The sequence below is a fragment of the Mucilaginibacter aureus genome (assembly GCF_053514885.1).
In genome coordinates, this window is record NZ_CP170601.1 from 2030801 (window position 1) to 2053792 (window position 22992).

Annotated in this window: 16 protein-coding genes and 1 tRNA gene; 12 read left to right on the top strand and 5 right to left on the bottom strand. The window is 44.9% G+C overall.

The window, feature by feature from the left end; all coding sequences use genetic code 11:
* Positions 1 to 62: 62 nt before the first annotated feature.
* On the top strand, positions 63 to 740 hold the full coding sequence (locus ACFGVR_RS08565) for a MarR family winged helix-turn-helix transcriptional regulator (RefSeq protein ID WP_448702392.1): 678 nt from the start codon (positions 63 to 65) through the stop codon (positions 738 to 740).
* Positions 741 to 949: 209 nt separating this feature from the next.
* On the opposite strand, the gene ACFGVR_RS08570 is transcribed toward ACFGVR_RS08565, so the two are convergent.
* Positions 950 to 1023: transfer RNA gene (locus tag ACFGVR_RS08570), tRNA-Asn, on the bottom strand.
* 87 nt (positions 1024 to 1110) lie between these two features.
* Here ACFGVR_RS08570 and ACFGVR_RS08575 point away from each other — a divergent pair.
* The 6 genes from ACFGVR_RS08575 (at position 1111) to ACFGVR_RS08600 (ending at position 12099) form a co-directional block, all read left to right on the top strand.
* Complete coding sequence (locus ACFGVR_RS08575; protein WP_448702393.1) at positions 1111 to 2031, top strand: PfkB family carbohydrate kinase; 921 nt, start codon at positions 1111 to 1113, stop codon at positions 2029 to 2031.
* A gap of 112 nt (positions 2032 to 2143) precedes the next feature.
* The gene (locus tag ACFGVR_RS08580) at positions 2144 to 3130 is read left to right on the top strand and encodes an aldo/keto reductase (protein WP_448702394.1); all 987 of its coding nucleotides are present in this window, start codon (positions 2144 to 2146) and stop codon (positions 3128 to 3130) included.
* Positions 3131 to 3356: 226 nt separating this feature from the next.
* On the top strand, positions 3357 to 6125 hold the full coding sequence (locus ACFGVR_RS08585) for a TonB-dependent receptor domain-containing protein (protein ID WP_448702395.1): 2769 nt from the start codon (positions 3357 to 3359) through the stop codon (positions 6123 to 6125).
* 19 nt (positions 6126 to 6144) lie between these two features.
* Positions 6145 to 7575 carry a hypothetical protein gene (locus tag ACFGVR_RS08590; protein WP_448702396.1) on the top strand — a complete coding sequence of 477 codons (1431 nt, stop codon included), beginning with the start codon at positions 6145 to 6147 and terminating at the stop codon, positions 7573 to 7575.
* 137 nt (positions 7576 to 7712) lie between these two features.
* Positions 7713 to 8267, top strand: coding sequence for a histidine phosphatase family protein (locus tag ACFGVR_RS08595; protein WP_448702397.1), 555 nt, complete (start codon positions 7713 to 7715; stop codon positions 8265 to 8267).
* Positions 8268 to 8814: 547 nt separating this feature from the next.
* On the top strand, positions 8815 to 12099 hold the full coding sequence (locus ACFGVR_RS08600; RefSeq protein ID WP_448702398.1) for a VIT domain-containing protein: 3285 nt from the start codon (positions 8815 to 8817) through the stop codon (positions 12097 to 12099).
* A 27-nt stretch (positions 12100 to 12126) separates the two neighbouring features.
* Here the strand turns inward: ACFGVR_RS08600 and ACFGVR_RS08605 are convergent, their stop codons facing one another.
* Positions 12127 to 13392, bottom strand: coding sequence for a sulfatase-like hydrolase/transferase (locus ACFGVR_RS08605; RefSeq protein WP_448702399.1), 1266 nt, complete (start codon positions 13390 to 13392; stop codon positions 12127 to 12129).
* Positions 13393 to 13564: 172 nt separating this feature from the next.
* Here ACFGVR_RS08605 and ACFGVR_RS08610 point away from each other — a divergent pair, with 172 nt between their 5' ends.
* From ACFGVR_RS08610 to ACFGVR_RS08625, 4 genes are all read left to right on the top strand, one after another.
* Positions 13565 to 14887: a DUF885 domain-containing protein gene (locus ACFGVR_RS08610; protein WP_448702400.1), complete on the top strand. Its 1323-nt coding sequence runs from the start codon at positions 13565 to 13567 to the stop codon at positions 14885 to 14887.
* A 175-nt stretch (positions 14888 to 15062) separates the two neighbouring features.
* On the top strand, positions 15063 to 15467 hold the full coding sequence (locus tag ACFGVR_RS08615; protein ID WP_448702401.1) for a BlaI/MecI/CopY family transcriptional regulator: 405 nt from the start codon (positions 15063 to 15065) through the stop codon (positions 15465 to 15467).
* Between the two features lie 4 nt (positions 15468 to 15471).
* Positions 15472 to 17763: a M56 family metallopeptidase gene (locus ACFGVR_RS08620; RefSeq protein ID WP_448702402.1), complete on the top strand. Its 2292-nt coding sequence runs from the start codon at positions 15472 to 15474 to the stop codon at positions 17761 to 17763.
* Between the two features lie 30 nt (positions 17764 to 17793).
* Positions 17794 to 18552, top strand: a complete 759-nt coding sequence (locus tag ACFGVR_RS08625; protein ID WP_448702403.1) for a DUF72 domain-containing protein — start codon at positions 17794 to 17796, stop codon at positions 18550 to 18552.
* Here ACFGVR_RS08625 and ACFGVR_RS08630 read toward each other — a convergent pair.
* Positions 18549 to 18773, bottom strand: a complete 225-nt coding sequence (locus ACFGVR_RS08630) for a hypothetical protein (protein WP_448702404.1) — start codon at positions 18771 to 18773, stop codon at positions 18549 to 18551. The genes ACFGVR_RS08625 and ACFGVR_RS08630 overlap by 4 nt on opposite strands.
* A 297-nt stretch (positions 18774 to 19070) precedes the next feature.
* Here ACFGVR_RS08630 and ACFGVR_RS08635 point away from each other — a divergent pair, with 297 nt between their 5' ends.
* Positions 19071 to 21899, top strand: coding sequence for a PAS domain S-box protein (locus tag ACFGVR_RS08635; protein ID WP_448702405.1), 2829 nt, complete (start codon positions 19071 to 19073; stop codon positions 21897 to 21899).
* 79 nt (positions 21900 to 21978) lie between these two features.
* Here the strand turns inward: ACFGVR_RS08635 and ACFGVR_RS08640 are convergent, their stop codons facing one another.
* Together ACFGVR_RS08640 and ACFGVR_RS08645 are read right to left on the bottom strand one after the other, a co-directional pair.
* The gene (locus ACFGVR_RS08640; protein ID WP_448702406.1) at positions 21979 to 22155 is read right to left on the bottom strand and encodes a hypothetical protein; all 177 of its coding nucleotides are present in this window, start codon (positions 22153 to 22155) and stop codon (positions 21979 to 21981) included.
* 354 nt (positions 22156 to 22509) lie between these two features.
* Positions 22510 to 22944, bottom strand: coding sequence for a phosphatidylglycerophosphatase A family protein (locus tag ACFGVR_RS08645; protein ID WP_448702407.1), 435 nt, complete (start codon positions 22942 to 22944; stop codon positions 22510 to 22512).
* Positions 22945 to 22992 lie beyond the last annotated feature (48 nt).

A 22992-nucleotide genomic window follows, 5' to 3' on the forward strand; every position in this document is an offset into this window, starting at 1 on the left:
GGAACTCAGTAAAAGAAAGTAAATTTGAAAAATTCGGCCGATGTAACTAACCTTGAGCAAATATGAAATCATATCAGCTAATTCATCAATTGATCGATCTTGTAGAAGAACTGGAAAAAGAAAACCAGGGACAGGAAGTATCTATCGGAGATCTTACAGGTTTCTTATTGAATAAGTTTGGCGATCCCGCCCGCAACGAACAACATAATGAAGTAAGGTTCGGCGACAGCGATAGTGCGGCATTGGATATCGCCTATCAACTGGACAATAACATCAGCCGACTGTTCGTCTTCATGAGCCGTTACGCTAAATCGTACATCAAAAAAGCTTTGGAAGGTACACCATTGCAGACAGCGGAGGATTTCACCGCACTGGCGATCTTGTTAACGCATCCTCAATTATCAAAAAGCGAATTGATCAGCCATAATTTACAGGAAAAAACATCCGGAACAGAAGTCATCAGACGCTTAATTGCCTCCGGGCTGGTGAGGCAATGGGACGACGAAAAGGATAAAAGAAGTAAACATATCGCCATAACCGATGAAGGCAAGCAGCTCCTGTTCCAGATATTTGAACATACTAACTATGTCGGTAAGATCATTACCGGCAGGTTGACCATCGCAGAGAAATTCACCCTTCAATACCTTTTACAGAAATTGGAAAACTTCCACCTCGAACATTACTTGAAGAAAACCTTTCAGACCAAGACCGACCTTAAAAATTTCGCCGAAGGGAATTAATTCGGAAAGTGAAGAACTTCAATGTTTTGGATCTTTATATAAGACCTCGGGCTGCCTCTTTCGGGGAGACCGTGGTCGGCGGAATGCCGCGTGAGGACTTGACGGATCAATTACTGGATACAAAAAGGTTTTTAAAAAAACTATGCAAATTTTCTGCAAATAAAAAAGCCCCGCTTGTTTAAGCGGGGCTAAATCATTGATTTTCAGTGCTCCTGAGGCTGGGCTCGAACCAGCGACCCTCTGATTAACAGTCAGATGCTCTAACCGGCTGAGCTACTCAGGAGTGTTTTCCGGTTTGGAGTGTGCAAAAGTATGATTTCCCATCTAAATTCACAATCTTTGTCAAAAAAAAATTAAAAAAATATAATTCATGAGTTTAGTTGTTATTGGTACCGTTGCTTTTGACGCCATTGAGACCCCTTTTGGCAAAACAGATAAAATTGTTGGCGGCGCTGCCACATACGCAGGTTTGGCTGCTTCTTACTTTTACGATAAAGTAAAAATTGTAGCTGTTGTAGGCGATGATTTTCCTGAGGCCGAGATCAAAGATTTTAATACGCACCATATCGATACCGAAGGTTTGCAGATCAAAAAAGGCGAAAAATCGTTTTTTTGGAGCGGCAAGTACCATAACGACATGAACAGCCGTGATACGCTGGTAACAGAACTCAATGTGCTGGCTGATTTCGACCCGATCATCCCGGAGAACTACCAGGACTGCGAATACCTGATGCTGGGTAACCTTACGCCAACGGTTCAGCAAACGGTGATCAACCGCCTGCATAAGCGCCCTAAGCTTATTGTGATGGACACTATGAACTTTTGGATGGACATTGCCATGGACGACCTGCTGCAAACCATTAAGATGGTAGATGTATTGACCATTAATGATGCCGAAGCACGCCAGTTATCGGGCGAGCATTCGCTGGTAAGGGCGGCTGCCAAAATTTTGCTGATGGGCCCAAAATATCTCATCATTAAAAAAGGCGAACATGGTGCATTGCTGTTTGGCGACGATGGCCAGATCTTTTCGGCGCCGGCATTGCCGCTGGCCGATGTGTTTGATCCTACCGGTGCAGGCGACACCTTTGCAGGCGGGTTTATAGGTTACTTAGCTAAAGTAGGTACCATCAACTTTAATAACATGAAGAATGCCATCATTTACGGTTCGGCTTTAGCCTCGTTTTGCGTGGAGAAATTTGGTACCGAGCGCCTCAAAAACCTGAGTGAAGCAGAGGTTGCCGGCCGTGTACAGGAGTTTGTGAGCCTGGCGCAGTTTAGTATCGTGTAAATTAGTCCATAGTCAATGGTCTATAGACCATGGTGAAAACTTTGAGGGGCTGTAACCGTTAGTATTGTATGGGCTATCAGCCATAAACTTCAATGAATCAAAAACAGACTAAATGAAATACAGGCAATTAGGCAATACCGGCGAACAACTTTCGGCCATTGGGCTGGGATGTATGGGCATGACACACGCTTACGGCGAGCGCGATGATGCAGAATCTATCCGTGTGCTTAACCTGGCGCTCGATCTGGGCATCAACTTTTGGGATACTGCCGATATTTACGGTCCGCATACAAACGAAGAGCTGATAGCCAAAGTGTTAAAACCTAATCGCGAAAAGGTATTTATTGCTACCAAGTTTGGCTTTACCGGCGGTGCCGCCGGTGCGCGCAGTTTTGACGGATCGCCGGCTTATGCCCGTAAAGCTGTTGAAGGCAGTTTGAAACGGCTCAATATCGATACTATCGACCTGTATTACGCTCACCGCATTGATCCGCAGGTACCGGTTGAAGAAATGGTGGGCGGCATGGCCGAGCTGGTGAAAGAAGGAAAGGTGCGTTACCTCGGTTTATCCGAAGCATCAGCAGAAACGCTTAAAAAAGCCTGTTCCGTTCATCCTATAGCTGCATTGCAAAGCGAGTACTCGCTGCTTACCCGCGACCCTGAACCTGAAATATTGCCCACTTGCCGCGAGTTAGGCATAGGCTTTATACCCTTTAGCCCCCTTTCGCGCGGATTGTTTACGGCCACATTACCCGAAAATGAGTCGGGTTTTAAATCCAATGATTTCCGCCTTACCATACCCCGTTTTAAAGGCGAATATTACGAAAACAACACCAACTTAGCAGCCGCATTTGGCAAACTGGCCGAAGGCAAGGGCTGCACACCCGCCCAACTGGCGCTGGCCTGGGTGCTGGCCCAGGGCGATGATATTATCCCTATCCCGGGTACCAAAAAACAAAAATACCTCAGGGAAAACGCAGCCTCGGTAGATATCAGTCTTACCACTACAGATCTGACCGATATACAGGCGGTGGTTGATCAATATCCCAATACCGGCCCGCGGTATACCGAAGCCGGCATGAATATGGTAAACAGGTAAGGTTATTTGATAGGGTATCTTTAAGTTTTGTTAAATTAATATTAAGCTAAAAGAGTGGCATTTTGGCCATTTGTTAAATTAACATTATCAATAAGTTACCTCGTGATAAATAGGTGAAAACTTCAGTTTTTCTCCAGTATTGAGATGATTCCTTTGCAGAAAAATCAAATCTGCACCTATGCTAAATCATTACAATCTCAAAAAATTATACTTAATTATCCCTGTTATGCTGCTGCTTGTTTGTACAGCAATGGCACAGGGCATTAAGGGTAAGGTTTACGATGCCAAAACCGGCGAACCCTTAACAGGAGCTACTGTAGAAGCTGAAAAAGATGGTCAAAAGAGCTTTACTTCGGCCAAGCTCGATGGATCGTACGGGTTTAAAAAATTAAGCACCGGAAGCTATGCCGTTATTGTAAAATTTGTGGGCTATCAGCCTTCAAAAACGGTTACGGTGGTTATCAGGAACGCTACCGAAACGGTTACCCAGAATTTTTATTTGCAGGATGCCAGCAGCCAGCTACAGGAAGTTGTGGTAGCCGGGCAAGCCAATAAGGAAACCGACCGTTCTGCCCGGGGGCTGGAAAAAAATGCGGTGATGGTGGAGAATATCCTTTCGGCAAATACCATCCAGCTATTGCCCGATGTTACCGCGGGTAATGCCATACAACGCGTGAGCGGTGTAACGGTACAGCGTACCAGTACAGGCGAAGGCCGATATGCCATCATCAGGGGTATGGATCAGCGTTATAACAATACCCTGGTTAACGGTATAAAAATACCAAGTCCGGATGACCGTTACCGGTTTGTACCAATGGATATATTTCCATCAGAAATGCTGGAGCGCCTGGAAGTGGTTAAAGCCTTAACCCCAGCTATGGAAGGTGACGCTATTGGCGGTACCATGAACCTGGTGATGAAGAGCGCGCCCGACCGCTTTATTTTTAATGCCAATATTTCGGGCGGGTTTTCTACGTTGTTCTCTTCGTCAAGGCCGTTTACAGCTTTTAGCTCATCAAATATTAATAAAAACTCGCCTGCGCAGGTTTACGGTAATGATTATGCCGCTACCTATAAGGACTTTAATAATTCGGCCCTAACAAGCGAAAAACAATTATCGAATCCGTTTAGTTCGACAGCGGGTTTTAGCATAGGTGACAGGTTTTTGGATAAAAAGTTAGGCGTTATTTTTTCGGCAAGCTACCAGAACATTTACCGCGGATCTAATTCAAAAGAATTGACCCCGAATGCGGCACCCACAATTGTTCCAACGCCTAACTCGCCCCAGTTCTCCGACTCATACGACAGGACGTATTCAACTCAAACGCAGCGTGTAGGTTTGCATAACAAGATAGATTATGTTTTTAACAGCAAAAACAAATTATCGCTTTACAACCTGTATTTGCATACCAACGAGTATCAGTCGAGGCAAACATCGGATACTTTGGGCCTGGGCTTAAACTCGACGGCTTTGAGCAAGCAGATCACGATATCGGACAGGAGCACCTTTACCCAGCAAACAGTATACAACGGCACTTTACAAGGCGATCACCAGTTAACAGATAAATTACATGCTGATTGGAACGCGGTATATTCTATTGCCAAACGGAACCAACCGGACCGTACAGATTTTTCATACGATGCTAACAATTCGTTAAATTCTTCGGGTGCGCTGATTGCCAGCCAGGATAACAACATGGCGCTGAAACACCACTGGGAAAATAACAAAGACCAGGACATGGCGGGTTATGCTAATTTAAAATATACGCAAAACATTGCCGGTACACCGGTTGAATTTGGCCTTGGCGGTTTATACAGGCACAAAACCAGGGAAGCTTATTATATCAGCTATAGCCTTACCGCGGGTAAAGCCACCCTGTATAATAACAACATGAGCGCCGTGCCGTTTTACTTTAACCTGCCGGCAGATGGCGTGGGCAGCAACAACAACGATAAATCGGATAACTACACGTTTAAAGAGGATGTGAACGCCGAATACCTGCAGGCTAAATTTAAACTGTTTGATAAATTACAGGTTTTGGCTGGCGTACGTGTTGAAAACACCTTGCAAACATACGATACCGAAGAACCTTTAACCTTTAGCCAAAAATACGGCACCATTAGCTACACCGACGTATTGCCAAGCATCCATTTAAATTACGCGCTTACCGGTGCTCAAAACCTGCGTTTATCATACTACGCGTCGATAAGCCGGCCAGGTTTTGGTGAGATAGTGCCTTACAATATTGATGGTGAATACTACAACCAGATAGGTAACCCAAATTTGAAACACGCAACATCAGATAACTACGACTTGCGGTATGAGTTTTTCCCGGGTGGTGCCGACCAGTTATTGCTGGGTACGTTTTATAAAAAGATCCAAAACCCGATCGAATATTTTGTAGTGACCAATGGCGGGCCAAGCGCCTTATTTGTGCAGCCACAAAATGCACAGGGTGGTGCTACCAATTATGGTTTTGAAGGTTTGGTTACCAAATACTTTGGTGTGTTCGGGGTATCGGCTAATTATACTTATACGCATTCGGCCATTACGGCGCCTAAGCTGTTAAAGATCAACAATTCGCCAGTTGTGGTTGATGAAACCCGCGCTTTGCAAGGGCAGGCAGCCAATGTAGGTAACGTATCGTTATTATTCAAAAGTCAGAAACTTGGCCTGGATATGCAGCTGGCCTTTGTGTATACAGGCGAGCGTATTGCCCAGGTATCAACTTATTACGGTCTTGATTTTTATTATCATCCGTTTAGTCAGCTTGATTTTTCGTTTGAGAAAACCATTGTTAAAAGGCTGTCATTTTATGGCAAGGTTAATAACCTGACCAATACCGCCAACAAGATCTACTTAAAATATCCGCATGCCAACATCGACCCTAAACAACAGGAGTTTTTAGGGAAACAGGATATTGCCGACCAGACACTGGTGCAAAGTGATTATTACAAGGTTTCTTTCTTAGGCGGTTTCAGGTACAAATTTTAATCAGCAAACATCAATCACAATGAAAAAGATATTAATCCCAACTATAGTATTAGCCATAGCAGCATTTGCCGGCTGCAAAAAATGGCAGGGCGAGCACACGGATATTTACACTTATACACTGCCTGCTGCAAACCCCGTTAGCGATAAAGCTCCCCTATCGTGCAGCGGAAGCGGTAGTACGGTTATCCCGGTAAAAGGCACTATGCTTACCGGTAAAACTTACAGCGTTGAGGCAGGCTGCGACCTGGTGATAGGCGCTGCCGATACTTTATTGATGCAGCCCGGAGTAACTTTAAACATGGGTGCAGGCTCAAGTCTGATCGCTTTAGGTACGCTGGTAAGCAACGGTTCAAAAATATTGCCTAATTATATTACTGTTGCAGGTGTAACCAAAAGCGACGCACCAGGCAGCGTACCGGCAACAGCCGTAGGCGACCCTGCTTTTGCAGGCAAATGGAAAGGTATTATTGGCGGACCAACCTGTAATTTAATGGTACTGCGATGGACGCATGTTGAATATGCCGGCGGTACCGAGGGCGACGCGACATCGAAGATCGCGGGATCGGGTACGGGTAACCAGTTTAGCGTATTGTTTGCCAATTACAAAGGCAACTTTATTATGGAAGATTCGTGGTTGTACGGTGGTGTTGACGACCCGATGCGGATATCGGCAGGTAAGATCGCTATTTTTAGAAATACGTTTGAGAAAAACGGGGTAAGCGGCGGCGATTGTGTGAACGTAAAAGGCGGTACAGTGGGTACCATGGCTTATAACCTTTTTGTGGGCACAGCTACCAATGGTCAAAAGGCATCGAACAAGGGGCAGGCAGTTGGCGCACCGCAAACCAATGTGGTAATGTATAACAATACCTTTGTAAGCGGTGGTTACAGGCAGGTACAAAGCGGCCGCGGCGGCTGTATCAATTTTGAAGAAGGCGCAGCCGGTATGTATTACAATAACGTGGCTATCAATTGTAAGTACGGTTTTCGCGTAGTAGGTAGCCCGATAGCTGATGTGGCGCACCTGTCATACGGTAACAATTACCAATGGGCCGATTCGTTATCGGTTGCCAACCAGTTTTATCCAACCGGTTATATTACCCAGCCACAAACCACCGATATCCCGTCTATCACTACATCAGCCAGGTATCTGCCTGCAAGCTATACGCCGGGTGCGATATATGATGGTACCGATGTAGTGCAAAAAAACAACCCGATGTTTGTTAATTTTCCGTTGCCTACAACCGGCCATGCTTTGGCGCAGTTTAACGCGGTATACAACTTTAATTTCAGGTTACAGGCATCATCGCCACTGGTAGGCAAAGGCAAAACTGATATTACACCTTTAATTGTGGTGCCTAAAGACCCGATATTTGGTGTTTCGGAAGTAACCCCTCCGGGTGCCGACCTGGGCTGCTACCAGTTAAGCGGCGTGGGTAACCAGCATTAATAATTTATAGCTTACACGATATTGAGAAGCGGGTGATCAGGATCATCCGCTTTTTATATAAGCAGCCAGGCTAAGCCTCCAGTTTTTCTACAGAACTGTACTCTTTATTTGCAGATCATCTTTAAATATTATAACCTATGAAGTTACATACAATCAAGTTTTTGCTATTTACTGCTGTGTTGATCAGTTTGGTTAACATGGTATCTGCGCAAAGCAATAACCTTAAACTGGTTTTTATCCGCCATGGCGAAAAGCCTTTAGAAGGCAGTAATTTAACCTGCCAGGGCCTTAACCGGGCGTTAAAGTTACCGGCGGTTATTAATGAAAAGTTTGGAGTACCGGCTTTTTTGTTTGTACCGGGATTAGGGTTGGGCGAAACAACCAAACATGCCAGGATGTTTCAAACCATAGCCCCGCTGGCTATGCAATACAATTTGCCAATAAACAGCAGCCATGCCGAAAAGGATTTTGACGCGATAGCTGCCGATCTGAAAAGCCGTAAAGGCACGGTTGTTATTACCTGGGAGCATAAGGCCATAGCCGGTATTGTAAAAGCACTGGGTGTTGATGAAGCTTTAACCTGGCCGGATGATGATTATGACAGCATTTGGATAGTGACCTTTAATAACGGTAAGGCGCAGTTTACAAAAGATAAGGAAAATATAAAGCCAGCTACCGGCTGCCCGATTTAAAGGGCACACGCGTTGGGAAAATAAAAAAGCAGGGCTTGGTGCGATTCCCCTCTTGAGAGGGGCGGAGGGGTGTGTCCTTTTATAACGCAAAATAACACATCCCCGCCACTACACTACCTTACGCACCCCTTCTCAAGAAGGGAGTTTTGATGGCAAACCTAATCTTCCGAACACCTGTGATGTAAGGAGGGATTGTTAATTATATTGAAAGCAGTTGACCGGGAGGTTAGCTGCTTTTTTTGTTTTTATAATCTTAAATACAATGCGGATTTGTGCCCAAAAATGCGTATATTAGGGATTGAGCCATGGAAATTGTGATTGCGAATTTGGCAATTGATGACTCAAAACTGAATTAAAAATACCGATAAATACCGATGTCTTCGGGTTTTTGATTGCAAAAATGATAACGAAAAATGTTTACATTGCTACCGGGAAACAGCCTTCGCCGCAAGGCTGACACTCAACCTGAACCGGATAGCTGCACTTTTTTAATTCCCATTTATGGAATATAATTGATTAGTGCATCTGTTAACAAAATAGACCTGACATGAAGACCCCTGCTCACAATTTTTTAATCGCGGCCCTGCTTATTTTATTGCAAACCGGTATGGCTTTTGCACAAAATCCGCAGCTTACTGTTGATGGTAAAAGCAATAATGGCGTTACCTTAAAAGAGGTAAAAATTGATGTGGCCATTTATGGCAATATCAGCCGCACTACCTGGCAAATGACCTTTTACAATACCACATCGCGTATTTTGGAGGGTAATTTAGAGTTCCCTTTGCGGGATGGTGTAAATGTGAGCCGCTATGCGCTGGATATAAACGGTAAAATGCGCGAGGCCGTGCCGGTTGACAGGGGTAAGGGCACGGTGGTTTTTGAAGCTGTTGAACGCCGAAGGATAGACCCCGGATTGCTGGAAAAAGTGGCGGGCAATACTTTCCGCACCCGCATTTATCCTATCAATCCGAACAGTACACGCACGGTAATTATTGGCTACGAAGAGGAGATGCCCTTAGGCACCAATGGTAATTTGAGGTTTACGCTTCCGCTGAATATGAAAGATACGGTGCAGTCGTTTTTGCTAAAGGCATCGGTTATCCAAAATGCCGACGCACCGGTTGCCGACGACAAAAATGGCGATAACCTGCAGTTTGACCGGCACCAGAACGCATGGTCGGCATCAATACAAAAAAATAACTACGTGCCTAACCGCCCATTGATATTTTCGATACCTAAACCGCAGGATGCTACCGGGGTAATGCTGCAGCAGCAGGGCAATAAATATTACTATCTGATCAATACATCGGTACAATCGCAAACCATCAATAAACCCGCGCCTCATCGTACCGGTTTATTGTGGGATGCATCGTTAAGCGGCGCTAACCGCGATACCAAAAAAGAATATGCTTTGCTGGATGCCTATTTTAAAAAATTGGGTAATGTGGAGGTATCGCTGGTAAAATTCAGCAATATAATTTTAGGCAAAAAAACTTTTGCCATTAGCGGCGGAAACTGGGATGCACTGAAAGCCGACCTGGAGCAAACGATCTATGATGGTTCGACCAATTTAGGTAACATCAACCTGGCCGAATACCCCGCAGATGAGTTTTTATTGATGAGCGACGGACACCAAACCTTTGGCGAAAAAAACATCAGGCTAAACGATAAGCCTGTTTATTGTATCAGTTCATCGGCTGCAGCCGACTACAGCAACCTGAGGCTGATAGCACTGCGAACACATGGCGACCTGATAGACCTGACCAAAGATGACAGCGATAAGGCCATGCGCCTGCTTACCACTTTGCCCATGCGCTTTTTGGGTATCAAAACCGGCAGCACTACCGAAGAGAATTATCCATCGCTACCGGTAACTGTTGACCATACTTTTTCGATAGCGGGGATCACCAAAGATCCCAACCAAACCATTACGCTGCAATACGGCTATGGCAACAAGGTGGCTTACGAAAAAGCCGTAACGCTCGACCTGCAGAAAGATATGGTTGAAGATGTTGACGTGGCTAAACTGTGGGCGCAAAAAAAGATAAACGAGCTTGACATTAGCTACGATGCCAACCGGAAGGAAATAGAATCATTAGGCAAGCGGTTTGGCTTAATTACCCGTAATACATCGCTGATAGTTTTGGAGAGTGTTAACGATTACATTCAATACGATATTGAGCCGCCTGCTGAGCTGCGCGCACAATATGATGACATACTGAAACAACGGAACCATGATATTGCCTTGTTTGCAAAAGATAACGTGGCTACATCGGTAGCCATGCAAAATGCCCTGACCGAATGGTGGAGCTTTGAAAAAAAACCTGTACCGCCACCACTGCCCGTTGCGCCGGTGGTACCTACACCACAGGCACAACCTGCGCCGGCTTACAGGCCCGTACTGCAAAGCGCGGCTACGCCAACACCCGGTGCAAACCAGATGAGGATAACGGGTAAGGTTATTGACAAACAAGGAGTGGCTTTGCCGGGAGTTAGTATACAAATTAAAGGTACCAGCACAGGGATAGTGACAAATGACGGGGGCGACTTTACCATTACCGGCAAAAAAGGTGATGTGCTTGTGTTGAGATACATTGGTTTTGAAGCCAAAGAGATTAAAGCAGGGAGAGCCGCATTAGGTAATATAGCGATGGATGAGAGTTCGCGCACATTAAGCGAAGTGGTGGTAATGGGTTCTGCTACCAAGCAAAAAAGAAGTGCGACCGGTAGTGTAAGTTCTGTCCGCCCTAATGCCACCGTACAGGCTAAAGATTTGGAAGAAATGCAGGCAACCTCAGTTGACCAGGCATTGCAGGGAAGGATTGCAGGAGTTGTGGTTACCCCTGGTACTCCGGGTGCTAATGATAATATACGTATCAGGGGTGCGGCATCAGGAGCGTATAGTCAAAATGGTGCCATTACCCTGGCTTATAAAGCTGTGGATGCCGATTACCTGAAAACTATACAGAAAACAGATAAGGCACTGCAATATCAAAAGTACATTGAACTACGCGCCGGCTTTAGCAGCAACCCGGTTTATTATTTTGATGTGGCCGATTACCTGATCAAAACCGGGAATAAAGAACTTGGCCTGCGTGTTTTGAGCAACCTGGCCGAGCTTGACCTGGAGAGTTACGAACTATACAAAATGCTGGGCTATAAACTGAAACAACTGGGCGATTTTGAGGGCGAAGTTTTTGCCTTTAAAAAAGTGACCGAGCTGCGCCCGATGGATCCGCAAAGTTTCCGTGATTACGGGTTGGCTTTGGAAGATGCCGGTGAGCACCAAAAGGCATTGGATGTGCTGTATGCCGCCATGACCAAAAGCTACACTACCGAATCGGACCGGTTGTATGATGGGATACAGGAAGTGTTTTTACCCGAGATAAACCGCATTATTACTTTGCACAAAGCGAAGCTTAACCTTACGGCGATACCTAAAACTATCATCAAAGCTTTACCGGTAGATATCCGTATAGTAATGGATTGGAACAAGAACAATACCGACATAGACCTATGGGTAACCGACCCTAATGGCGAAAAATGCTTTTACAGCCATAACCGCACCGAAATTGGCGGCCGCATTTCGCACGATATGACACAGGGCTTTGGTCCGGAGCAGTTTATGCTGAAGAAGGCGATAAGCGGAACCTATAAAATAGAAATAAACTATTATGGCGACAGGCAGGTAACCATTGGCGGGCCCACAACCATTATGGCCGAAATGTTTACCCATTACGGTACACCCGAAGAAAGAAAGGAACTGATCGTGCTGCAAATGAAAAAAGGCGCGAACGGCGGGGTTTACATTGGCGACCTGGATTTTAAATAAACAGCACCGGTAGGGCCATGCCTGGCTTTACCGGTGTGCAGCAGTATCGGCCTGGATCTTTTTAAAGAGTTCGCGCATTTCGTTCTTCTTTTTTTCGGCGTTAACTGCTTTGTTTTCGGTGGTGTTGGTTTTGATGTTGAAAAGGCTTTCTTCAATGGTGCTGTCTTTGTATTTGCCGTCAACACCATCGTGGCCAATGGTAACAGCGGCCCTGTATTTGTGGGTGGTGTGGTATTTCCAATCGCCTTTTCTAACAGCTTGCAGCCTGCCGCCGGTATAAAAAGGGATAACGCGCTGGCCGAATTTATCCTTGTTGCGGCTGCGTATCAAGGGCAGCAGGCTTGTACCATCGGTTACGGGTATTGTTTTGATGCCGGATAGTTCGGCAAAGGTGGAGAACACATCAACCAGGTCGGCAGGCTGGTCAATATCAGCCTGGTGGCCAAACCCTTTGATGATGAAAGGTACACGCTGGCCGCCATCAAAACTGGTAAACTTGCCTTCCCTGAAATCGTTGGAGTTGCCGGCCCAGTTACCCCAGGTTAGCCAGGGGCCGTTATCGGATGCTAAAATGATAATGGTGTTATGGTATACGTTGTTAGCTTTTAGCGCTTTCACGATCTCGCCTACCGACCAGTCGAGCTCCATGATCACATCGCTGTAAAGGCCCTTGCCCGATTTGTTTTTAAACTTATCAGACACGGCCAGCGGCACATGCGGCATAGAGTGTGCCATGTATAAAAAAAAGGGTTTGCCTTTAATACCGTTAACAAAATTTACCCCCTGCTCGGTATAATGGGTTGTAAGCTGGGTTTGATCGGGGTTGAGCTCAACTACCTTATCATTTAAGTACACGGGCAGGTCGGGTGTGTTTTTATGATCGGGAAGCATATCGTTTGAATAGGGCAAACCGTAGTAAAAGGAGAAGCCATATTGCAGGGGCAAATAGTCGGGAGTATGGCCCAGGTGCCATTTGCCGATGATGGCACTGGTATAGCCGGCTGTGCTTAAACACTGCGGTATAGTTTGGTGCGTATGCGATAAGCCAACTTTATCTTTTGCAAACAGTACCTTGGTAATGCCCGATCTGTTGGGATATAAGCCTGTGAGCAGCGCCGCCCGTGACGGTGAGCACACATTGCCACCGGCGTAAAAGTTGGTAAATTTTATCCCTTCGCCGGCAAGGGCATCAATGTTGGGTGTTGAGATGGTGCCGCCAAAACAGCCGATATCCTTATAGCCCATATCATCCATCAAAATAACCACATAGTTGGGCGATGGCTTTTTTGCCATAAGCAGGCAGGGGGTTAACAGTAATGTCAATATAATTTTAAAACACTTATCCATTTTGCAGCGATATTTACCGCAAGGTATGCAAAGCCCCACAGTGACATACCCTGCATATCGTTCAAAATGGTGTTGTGTTTGTGTTAAACCAATGCCTTGTAACAAGCAAAGAATGTACATGTCTAACTTATCCAAACCAATTGATGTTATGAAGGCTATGCGTTTAGTTATTGCCCTAACCCTTGCTGCCTTGTCTGCATCGGCACAGCCAAAAAGCTTTGATGCTTTTAGCAAAGATTTTGTAAGCGGCTATCAATTGTTAAATATGCCGCAGCTGGAGTTAAGTTACGTGGCTAACCTGCAGCATATCGGCACAGCCGAACAACTCAAAAAGCAACAGACCTTTTTTGCGCAGGTAAAGGCTGATTTAGCAGCTTATGATCCTGCTAAACTAAATGCATCGCAAAAAACAGATTACACCCTGATTGCCTACGAAACTGACCTGAACCTGCAAAGGCTTGTGCTGGAAGAGCAATGGCTGCTGCACCCGGTGGCTAACATCCCGGATAACGGCCTCATCACTGTTCCGGATGGTAAGCAATGGTATATTTATTTTTTAAACCGTTGGGTTGATGACAGGGTTAGCCCTGATGAGATCTACCGTTTTGGTTTGGCCGAGGTGGAGAGGGTTAAAGGGCATATTGAAACTATCCGGAAAAAAACCGGTTTGAGCGAGGATACCTTTTACAGGCACTTAAATGATCCTTCGTTTTTTGTGTCTGATCAGGCAACTATACAACGCGCGTTTGAGCACAATAAGACTATTATTGATGCCAACCTGCATACGCTTTTTAACATCACCGATATTGCGCCTTTAAAAATTGAGAAGGGTACCAGTGTAGTTTTGGTACAAGCACCGGGATATTATAGCAACAACACTTTTTATTACAACCTGTTTAACAAACCGTACAACACGCGCCAGTACGACTGGCTGTTTATTCACGAAGCGGTGCCGGGGCATCATTACCAAAACTCGATAGTGGCACAAACCAGGGTATCGGCCGTGCAGCAATTGTTTTTTTATATCGGTTTTGCCGAGGGCTGGGGCGCTTATGCCGAAGAGCTGGGCAAGCAATTGGGGGTATACAAAACACCTTATGATGAGTTGGGTAAGTGGGAATGGGATATTGTACGATCGGTACGGGTGCCGCTGGATGTTGGTTTGAACTATTACGGCTGGACCGACGAGCAGGCGCTGGCCTTTTGGAAAAAGAACATTCGCGCGCAGGATGATATTGCTATGCGCGAAATTCAGCGCGTTAAACGCTGGCCGGCGCAGGTGGTTACCTATAAATACGGCGCCTTACAAATACTGCACTGGAAAGAGGAACTGCAAAAAAAGCAGGGTAAAAAATTTAACATCAAAGATTTTCACGACCGGGTGCTTACCTATGGCTCGCTGCCGCTGTTTATGGTAAAGGAGAATGTGTTTAAGGAATGACGGGCAGATCCTGATCAGATAGACTTTGCTTAAGTTATTTAGCCTCACCTGATTACCAAGGGTTTTTTGATTTAAATAAGAAATATTTCTTATTTTATTTAACTGGATATCAGATAGTTAATATCAAATTGAACGAAATTGTTTGGTTTGTAAGAAATGTTTCTTATGTTTGATTATGAAATCATCTAAAAAGGAAAAGACTACCTCATCAGAGCCTACCAAATCAGAACTGGAAATATTGCAGGTGTTGTGGCAATTCGGCCCGTCGACAGCGCGGTTTGTTAACGACCAGATCAACCAGGAGAAACGCCCGGTTATCTACATGTCGACACTGAAGCTGATGCAGATCATGATAGAGAAGGGCCTGCTGAAAAAGGACGATACCCAGATGACCCATATTTACCGTGCCGCGGTTGAGGAAAATAAAACCAAAGGAGCATTATTGGATAAGGTAGTTGATAACCTGTTTAACGGCTCGGCAGGCAGCCTGATGATGCAGTTGCTGGGCAATAAAAAGCTATCGGCCGAAGAAATGGCCGAGTTTGAAGAACTGATTAAAAAGATAGACCAAAAACAATAAGGTTATGAAAGCAACATTTTTAAACCCATATTTTTCAGATCATGCTGTAAAAGCCGTTTGCTGGACATTGCTCCACTCGCTTTGGATAGGCGTGATCGTAGCTGCCCTGGCCGGACTGGTTATTGCGCTCACCAAAAAATCGGCAGCTAACTTACGTTACCGGCTGTTGTGTGGTTTATTAATGGTTTTTGTTGGTTTAACAGCGTTTGTTTTTTATAATGAGCTTAATACCGTGCAAAGTAATGTTACGGTTATTAACTTAACCAACGATGCTACCGGGCAAACTATATTGAGCACAACCAATGCTACGGTTAATATTGACGGGTTTAGTTATACCCGCATTATCGGGGTTTTTAACCAGTATTCGGGATGGATATTTGCGCTGTGGCTGCTGTGTTTTGCATTTAAAAGTGTAAAGCTGGTGCGCGAGTTGCTGTATGTTAAACGGGTGCGCAGCTCGGGCGTTTTTGATGTTGATGAGGACTGGCGAAACAAAGTTTTGGCCTTTAGTCAAAAACTGGGCATTAAACGGGTGGTGAAGATATTGGAATCGGAACGGGTGAATGTGCCGGTAACCGTGGGCTATTTAAAACCGGTTATTTTGCTGCCTTTGGGTATGATGCTGCAGCTTTCGCCGGGGCAGATAGAATCAATTATTTATCACGAACTGGCGCATATTTTACGCCGCGATTATTTGATGAATATTTTGCAAAGCGTGGTTGAAACGGTGTTCTTTTTTAACCCGGCCATCTGGTGGTTATCGGCGCTAATCCGCGATGAACGCGAAACGTGCTGCGATGATATTGTGCTGGCGCATGTATCGCAAAAGCGCAATTACCTGGAGGCGTTGATGGCCTTCCAAAACTATGAGGCCGCGGCTAATGGGTATGCAATGGGTTTAAGCTTGCGTAAAAACCAACTGATGAACCGCCTGCGCAGGATGGTTAGCCACGAAAATAAAAAGCTAAATGCAGCCGAAAAATTGGTGCTGCTGTCGGGGATCATGTTGCTATCGCTATTGGTGTTTATCCCCAAGGCACAATCAGAAGTTAAGCATGGTGCAAGCTTTATCAAAAAGCAAGTAATGGCTGTTGTTAACAAGATGAACGTAGGTACGCATGCCTTACCGCCGCCACCGCTGCCGGTTAAAAAGGGAGCGACCACCAGGTTTAAGATCGATACTTTGAAAAAGAAAAAGATAGCCCAGCAAATAACCGATAGTTTACCGAAACTGGTACGTGTGCAATTTAACAAAACCAATGCGGATAGCCTGAACCGGGAAGTGACCGTAACGGATGACATTAATAATAATTACTATTTGAAAACCGTGAACGGTAAACTAACGGCCTTTACCATTAATGATGTGGTGATACCTGAAGCAGAGTATGCGCATTACCAGCCTATGATCAATCACATTAACCAGCTTATTACTAAGGCCCATGATGATAAAGACCGGCGTGTAAAAGGTAAGATGCAGCTATTGAACGACAAGCATAATAGTGAGATAGCCAAAATAGATGGTAAAAGAGACAGACAAGCGATCCGTGATGCTGTGATGGGCGAAAGAGACATCGAACGTAACATGGAGGAAGAGATACGTCGTGCTAAGGATAAGGAGCGTAACGAAAAAGGTAAGGCACAGGAGGCCCAAATGCGCAAAAGAGACATCCAACGAAACATGGAAGAAGAGATACGCCATGCTAAAGATAAGGAGCGTAACGAAAAAGATAAGGCACGTGGCGATAGAGATAAAGCGAAAAAGGACAGGCAGATCCGTGACGATAATGGTAACGTTATAGAGATGAAGAATGAAAATGATAACAAATTAATGGTATTGCGGGACGGAAAAACCGGTGATACATTAAAGTTAGCAAAATGGAAAATGCGTAAAGGTGATCCATTTACGTATGCTAAATCCCGCTGGGATATGCAAGATGCTCAACCCAGCTGGGATACACAGGATGCTAAACCCACAAAACGTGCTGTTAAACCGCGGGGTGGAGACAGCGTAGGCGTGAAGAAAAAACACCACGTGGATATATCGGGCGAACAAAAACGTGTGCGTGATGTGATTGCTGCCTTGGTTGAAGAAAAGGTAGTTGCCAATGCCACCGACGTGGATTGGTTTGGCCTGAGTAATGATGAGCTGATTGTAAACGGAACCAAACAACCAGAAACATTGCATCAAAAGCTAAAAGCCCGGTATGGTATCAGCACAAATAACGGTTTGTATTACGGTCCGGTTAAAATGTATGGCACCGGTGTGTTTTTAGATAAGCGGGATTTAAGCAGGTAAACAGAATGCGGCCTGACTTGTTGCATCAGCATGCAGCAAATCAGTAAAGGTAAATACTACTCAGGCACCAGTAATATTGTATTGCCTGTGGCCAATAAAACATTGTTCCCGGCCGAATATTGCGATAAAAGCCGCCTGTGTTATTATGGTTCGCTGTTTAACAGCCTGGAAGTTAACAGTTCGTTTTACAAGATACCCCTGGCGCGAACAGTTGAGCGCTGGGCCACCGAAGTACCCGATGATTTTAAGTTTAGCTTTAAGCTATGGCGGGGCATAACTCACAATAAAGGTTTGGCTTTTGCCGATGAGGATGTGATGCGTTTTTTGCAGGTCATCTCGAAAGCAGGAACAAAAGCGGGCTGCTTATTGGTACAGTTCCCGGCCAGTATAACTACCGCTTACCGCAACCAGTTTGAAAGGCTGTTAAACTGTTTGCGAGAGAATGATGCCGGCGGGCAATGGAAAATAGCAATAGAGTTTAGGAGTAAAACCTGGTATAACGATGCGATATACCGTTTACTGGATAGTTACCGGATGGGCATGGTGCTGCATGATATGCCGGCATCGGCTACGCCGATGATAGAGTTAGATGCCAATTTTGTTTACCTGCGTTTTCACGGACCGGAAAGCAATTATCGCGGAAGCTACACCGACCAATACTTAGCCGAATATGCCGGTTATATTAACAACTGGCGAAATGAAGGTAAAACCGTTTATGTATATTTTAACAATACGCTTGGCAGCGCCTTGCAAAACCTGCAAACGCTTAACGGTTATGTAATGGTTTAGGAGTGATAAGCATTTTTAGTAACAAATCCAACTACACCGCCGGCAGGAGCTTTCGTAAAAAATAATTGGTTAAAAGTTCCGCTTGGGGTATGAAGTACCTTCGAACTTACAAATGTTTTTTCGTTGTATTTTGCCTGGCTTTTACTTTCAATTTGTGTGCTGGCAATGATGAATAGTTCGGGTGGAGACCATTGCTTTTTTTCTTTCGGTGTGTGTTTCATTGCACAAATTTAAAAAATCGATAGTAATTTATTGCACACGTGGCGGATAATCGGCCCTGATTCATGGCATAGTATCATATTTAGTAACAGTTGGTTAAAATTGCCTGACTATGTAATATATATACAACCTAAATATAATACTGTTGGGTATTTACAATTATTGAAAACAGGTCCCGATCATTGGTTTTTATTCGAAACAATTGATAATACACAATTGTTCAGGTTGGGGTTATTATTTAATTATGTACTTAAACATAACTAAAATGGTAACTTTATACATTCAACCTCCAACTCACAATGCCGTCAGCTGATAACGTAAATAACTCATTACCAAATTTTTTGCAGGGCGGCGGTGAAATGGGCGGGCTAATCCGCTCTGTAAATTGGACCGATACGGATTTAGGGCCGCCACAATCGTGGCCTACTGCGCTGAAGCACTCGGTGAGCATGATGCTAACCACTAAATTTCCGGTATTGATCTGTTGGGGTAAAAATTATACCCAGTTATATAATGATGCTTTCAGGCCTATCAACGGCGAAACTAAGCACCCGCAGGCAATGGGCGGTAGTGCCCGCGATACTTATGCCGAAATATGGGAAACCATAGGGCCCATGTTTGCCGGGGTAATGGAAGGGCAAAATTTTGGCTTCCCTGATTTTATGGTACCGCTCGATAGGAACGGTTACCTGGAAGACTGCTATTTCGATTTTTCGTACAGCCCCATACGCGAAGAAGATGGCAACATTGGCGGGGTGCTGGTAATTTGTATGGAGACCACCGAAAAAGTTAAGTCCATCCAAAATGTTAAAGAAAGTGAGGCGCGGTTTCGCACCATGGCCGAAAGCAGCGATGTAATGATCGCCATGAGTGATGAATCAAGCAACGCCGTTTATTTCAATAAGGCCTGGACCGATCTTACCGGTAAATCAATGGACGATCTGTTAAAATTTGGCTGGGCTGATCTTATCCATCCCGACGATAAAGACCGATGGCTGGATATTTATTTAACTGCGTTTAAAGACAGGATGCCTTTTACCGGCGAATTCAGGATATTGAGCAAAAATGGCAATTATCGCTGGTTATTGGCCAAAGGGCCGCCGCGGTTTAACCCCGATGGCTCGTTTACCGGTTATATCAGTTCGTGTATCGATATTACCGACCGTAAAACCTATGAGCATCGTATGGAGCAAATGCTCAATATGCTGCCTGCGCACGTGGTTGTTATCAGCGAAAATGATCTTGCCGTAGAGATGATCAACAAGGCGAATATTGCTTACTGGAGCCGCACTAAAGAAACTACCATTGGCATCCCGTTACTCGACATTTTACCCGAATTGGCAGACCAGCCCTTTCCGGGACAGTTGCGACACGTACTGGCTACCGGCGAGGTAATCAATGTAAAAGAAAGCCCGGTGTTATTTGTGGATAACGACGGCAGCAGGAGAACTACTTATGTGGACTATAGCTACCAACCGCTCACCGATGTAAACGGACATATTACATCGGTGCTGGTGATGTCGTTCGAGGTGACTGACAAAGTAGAAGCCCGCCAGCTACTCGAAAAATATGCCGGGGAAATGCAAGCCATTAATGAAGAGCTATCTGCCGCCAATGAAGAAATGGCCACCACTAATCGTCAATTGACAGAAACGCAGGATAAGCTACAGGAAATAATTGATGACCTTGCCAGAAGCGAAGCACGGTTTAAATACCTGATACAGGAAGCTCCCGTTGCCATCTGCGTGTTTCAGGGAAAGGAATTAGTAGTCGAATCGGCTAACGATATGATCCTTAAAATATGGGGCAAATCTAAATCGATCATAGGCTTAAGTTTAGAAAAAGCACTGCCCGAATTAGAAGGCCAGCCATTTTTAAAAATCCTGGATGATGTATATACTTCGGGGAGTACTTTTTATGGCAACGAGATCCGTGCGATGCTGGGCGACGAAGGCGACCTGAAAGAATTTTTCCTGAACTTTGTATACCAGCCTATAAAAAATAACACCGGCCAAACTACCGATATCCTGGTGGTAGCCATAGATGTAACTGAACAGGTAACCGCCCGCAAAAAAGTGGAACGTGCCGAAGAGAGTCTTCGCATGGCTATTGAAGCTGCGGGGTTAGGTTCGTTCTCTATTAATGTTATCGACCGGGTATTTTATCCTTCGCCACGCTTAAAAGAGTTTTTTGGCTTTGCGCCGGATGAAGAAATGCCTTACGAAGCAGCCATTAACCAAATTCACCCGGATTACCGGCAGACCGTAGCCGAACTGGTTGAAAATGCTATTATTACAGGCGTACGTTATGATATAGAATATCCTATTATTGGACATAACGATGGCAAGACACGTTGGGTTAGGGGTATCGGGACAGTACAGAAAGATGATAATGGTGTTAACCGGTATTTTACCGGCGTGCTGCATGAGATCACAGAGCAGAAACAGGATGAGATCAGGAAAAACGATTTTATCGGGATGGTAAGCCATGAGTTGAAAACGCCGTTAACTACGCTTACAGCGTTGGTACAGGTTTTAAATTCGAAGTTCAAAAACAGCGACGATGCTTTTGTGGCCGGAGCTTTGGATAAAGCCAGTGTGCAGGTAAAGAAAATGAGTACCATGATCAATGGGTTCCTTAATATTTCGCGTTTGGAATCGGGTAAGATCATGATCGATAAACATCAGTTTGATCTGGAAAAACTGATAGAGGAGGTGATCAAAGAAACAGAATTAACCGTATCCAGCCATATCATCAAATTTGAACCGTGCAGAGCTGTTATTGTTAATGCCGATCACGATAAAATAGGTTCAGTTATTAGCAATCTCATCAGTAATGCGGTTAAATACTCGCCGAAAGGCAAATTAATCGAGGTGCATTGCGAGGTAACAGGCAATACCGCGCAGGTTAGCGTAAAAGACGAGGGTATGGGTATTAAGCCGCAGGACAAAGAAAAACTGTTTGAGCGTTACTACCGGGTTGAAAGCAACCATACGCAGCATATATCGGGTTTTGGTATAGGGTTGTACCTAAGCGCCGAGATCATTAAGCGGCACGAGGGAAACATATGGGTTGAAAGTGAAAGCGGCATTGGTTCCACTTTTTATTTTAGTTTGCCACTTAAATAAGTTAATCATCGTGCGACAGCACGTACAATTACGTCACCTGATAGCCGTTTCAGATTTGATCTATCAATTGATCCTACCCTTAGTTTGCTGTTTTTTTTGCCCACTCCTTAGCGCAATGCGCCCCCAAAGCAATAGCTGCGTGTTCATCTGCACCATGGTAAAACAATAATGCATTGGCAATTTCAACGGCCTTGTTCCTGATCCTGACAGGCAAATTTTTGTACGATGGCGGATACTCGCCTTTCATCCACGGCATAACTTTATGGTTTTATTAGTTACAAATAACAACCAAATACCTCTTTTTTTAAGTGATACCGGTCAGTAAATAACCTGATCAAGCTCAATTCTGCACACTATGGGCCTTCCGCTTTTATACAATGCTGATACAGGCTCCCTTATTTACGGTTTAGCTCCAGGTTTTAGTAATAATTGGTTTTAGACAGGTATCGTTTGATAACTGTTCACTAAGATAATTATTCTATACTAAATAAGCAAATGGCGGGTCGGGTGTAAATATGGTGAAAATGAGGGCGTTTGGAGAGGCGGAAAAGGAGGGGCGATACAATTGTCGGGCCATGCTAAGCACCGTTACAGACGGGCGCACGTGAAATTATAAATGCATCAGCAGGACTGCCGCCTGCAAAATAATATTGCCGTAAATACCCGCAGCAACATCATCAAGCATTACACCGGTACCGCCGGGCAGATCTTCGAGTTTGCGGATGCCGAGGGGTTTTACGATATCGAAAAAGCGGAATAAAACAAAGCCGGCCAGTAACAACCATACATTATGCGGCAGCCATATCAGGGTAACCAGCATACCCGATACTTCATCGATCACCAGTTTTGAGCTGTCCTTTCCCCAATAAGGTTCAACCTTGTCGCCAAGCCATATCCCCAAAAGGGTAATAAAAATGGTGATGCCGATGAACAACCAATTGCCGGGCCAGGCCCACCAGAGCAGTAAACAGGTAACTGCCGCTGCAATAGTGCCGCCGCCTTTGATATAACCGATACCGAAACAACCGGCGAGGAGTTTGATCATGAGTTATTGATGATGCCTTTTTATTCCTCCCCGGGGGGAGGGGTGCGA

Coding starts and splice junctions, on each gene's coding strand:
- ACFGVR_RS08600 (WP_448702398.1), top strand. CDS start 8,815: ATGAAGACCCCTGCTCACAATTTTTTAATCGCGGCCCTGCTTATTTTA.
- ACFGVR_RS08605 (WP_448702399.1), bottom strand. CDS start 13,392: ATGGCAAAAAAGCCATCGCCCAACTATGTGGTTATTTTGATGGATGAT.
- ACFGVR_RS08615 (WP_448702401.1), top strand. CDS start 15,063: ATGAAATCATCTAAAAAGGAAAAGACTACCTCATCAGAGCCTACCAAA.
- ACFGVR_RS08575 (WP_448702393.1), top strand. CDS start 1,111: ATGAGTTTAGTTGTTATTGGTACCGTTGCTTTTGACGCCATTGAGACC.
- ACFGVR_RS08625 (WP_448702403.1), top strand. CDS start 17,794: ATGCAGCAAATCAGTAAAGGTAAATACTACTCAGGCACCAGTAATATT.
- ACFGVR_RS08595 (WP_448702397.1), top strand. CDS start 7,713: ATGAAGTTACATACAATCAAGTTTTTGCTATTTACTGCTGTGTTGATC.
- ACFGVR_RS08630 (WP_448702404.1), bottom strand. CDS start 18,773: ATGAAACACACACCGAAAGAAAAAAAGCAATGGTCTCCACCCGAACTA.
- ACFGVR_RS08635 (WP_448702405.1), top strand. CDS start 19,071: ATGCCGTCAGCTGATAACGTAAATAACTCATTACCAAATTTTTTGCAG.
- ACFGVR_RS08640 (WP_448702406.1), bottom strand. CDS start 22,155: ATGCCGTGGATGAAAGGCGAGTATCCGCCATCGTACAAAAATTTGCCT.
- ACFGVR_RS08565 (WP_448702392.1), top strand. CDS start 63: ATGAAATCATATCAGCTAATTCATCAATTGATCGATCTTGTAGAAGAA.
- ACFGVR_RS08585 (WP_448702395.1), top strand. CDS start 3,357: ATGCTGCTGCTTGTTTGTACAGCAATGGCACAGGGCATTAAGGGTAAG.
- ACFGVR_RS08610 (WP_448702400.1), top strand. CDS start 13,565: ATGTCTAACTTATCCAAACCAATTGATGTTATGAAGGCTATGCGTTTA.
- ACFGVR_RS08645 (WP_448702407.1), bottom strand. CDS start 22,944: ATGATCAAACTCCTCGCCGGTTGTTTCGGTATCGGTTATATCAAAGGC.
- ACFGVR_RS08590 (WP_448702396.1), top strand. CDS start 6,145: ATGAAAAAGATATTAATCCCAACTATAGTATTAGCCATAGCAGCATTT.
- ACFGVR_RS08580 (WP_448702394.1), top strand. CDS start 2,144: ATGAAATACAGGCAATTAGGCAATACCGGCGAACAACTTTCGGCCATT.
- ACFGVR_RS08620 (WP_448702402.1), top strand. CDS start 15,472: ATGAAAGCAACATTTTTAAACCCATATTTTTCAGATCATGCTGTAAAA.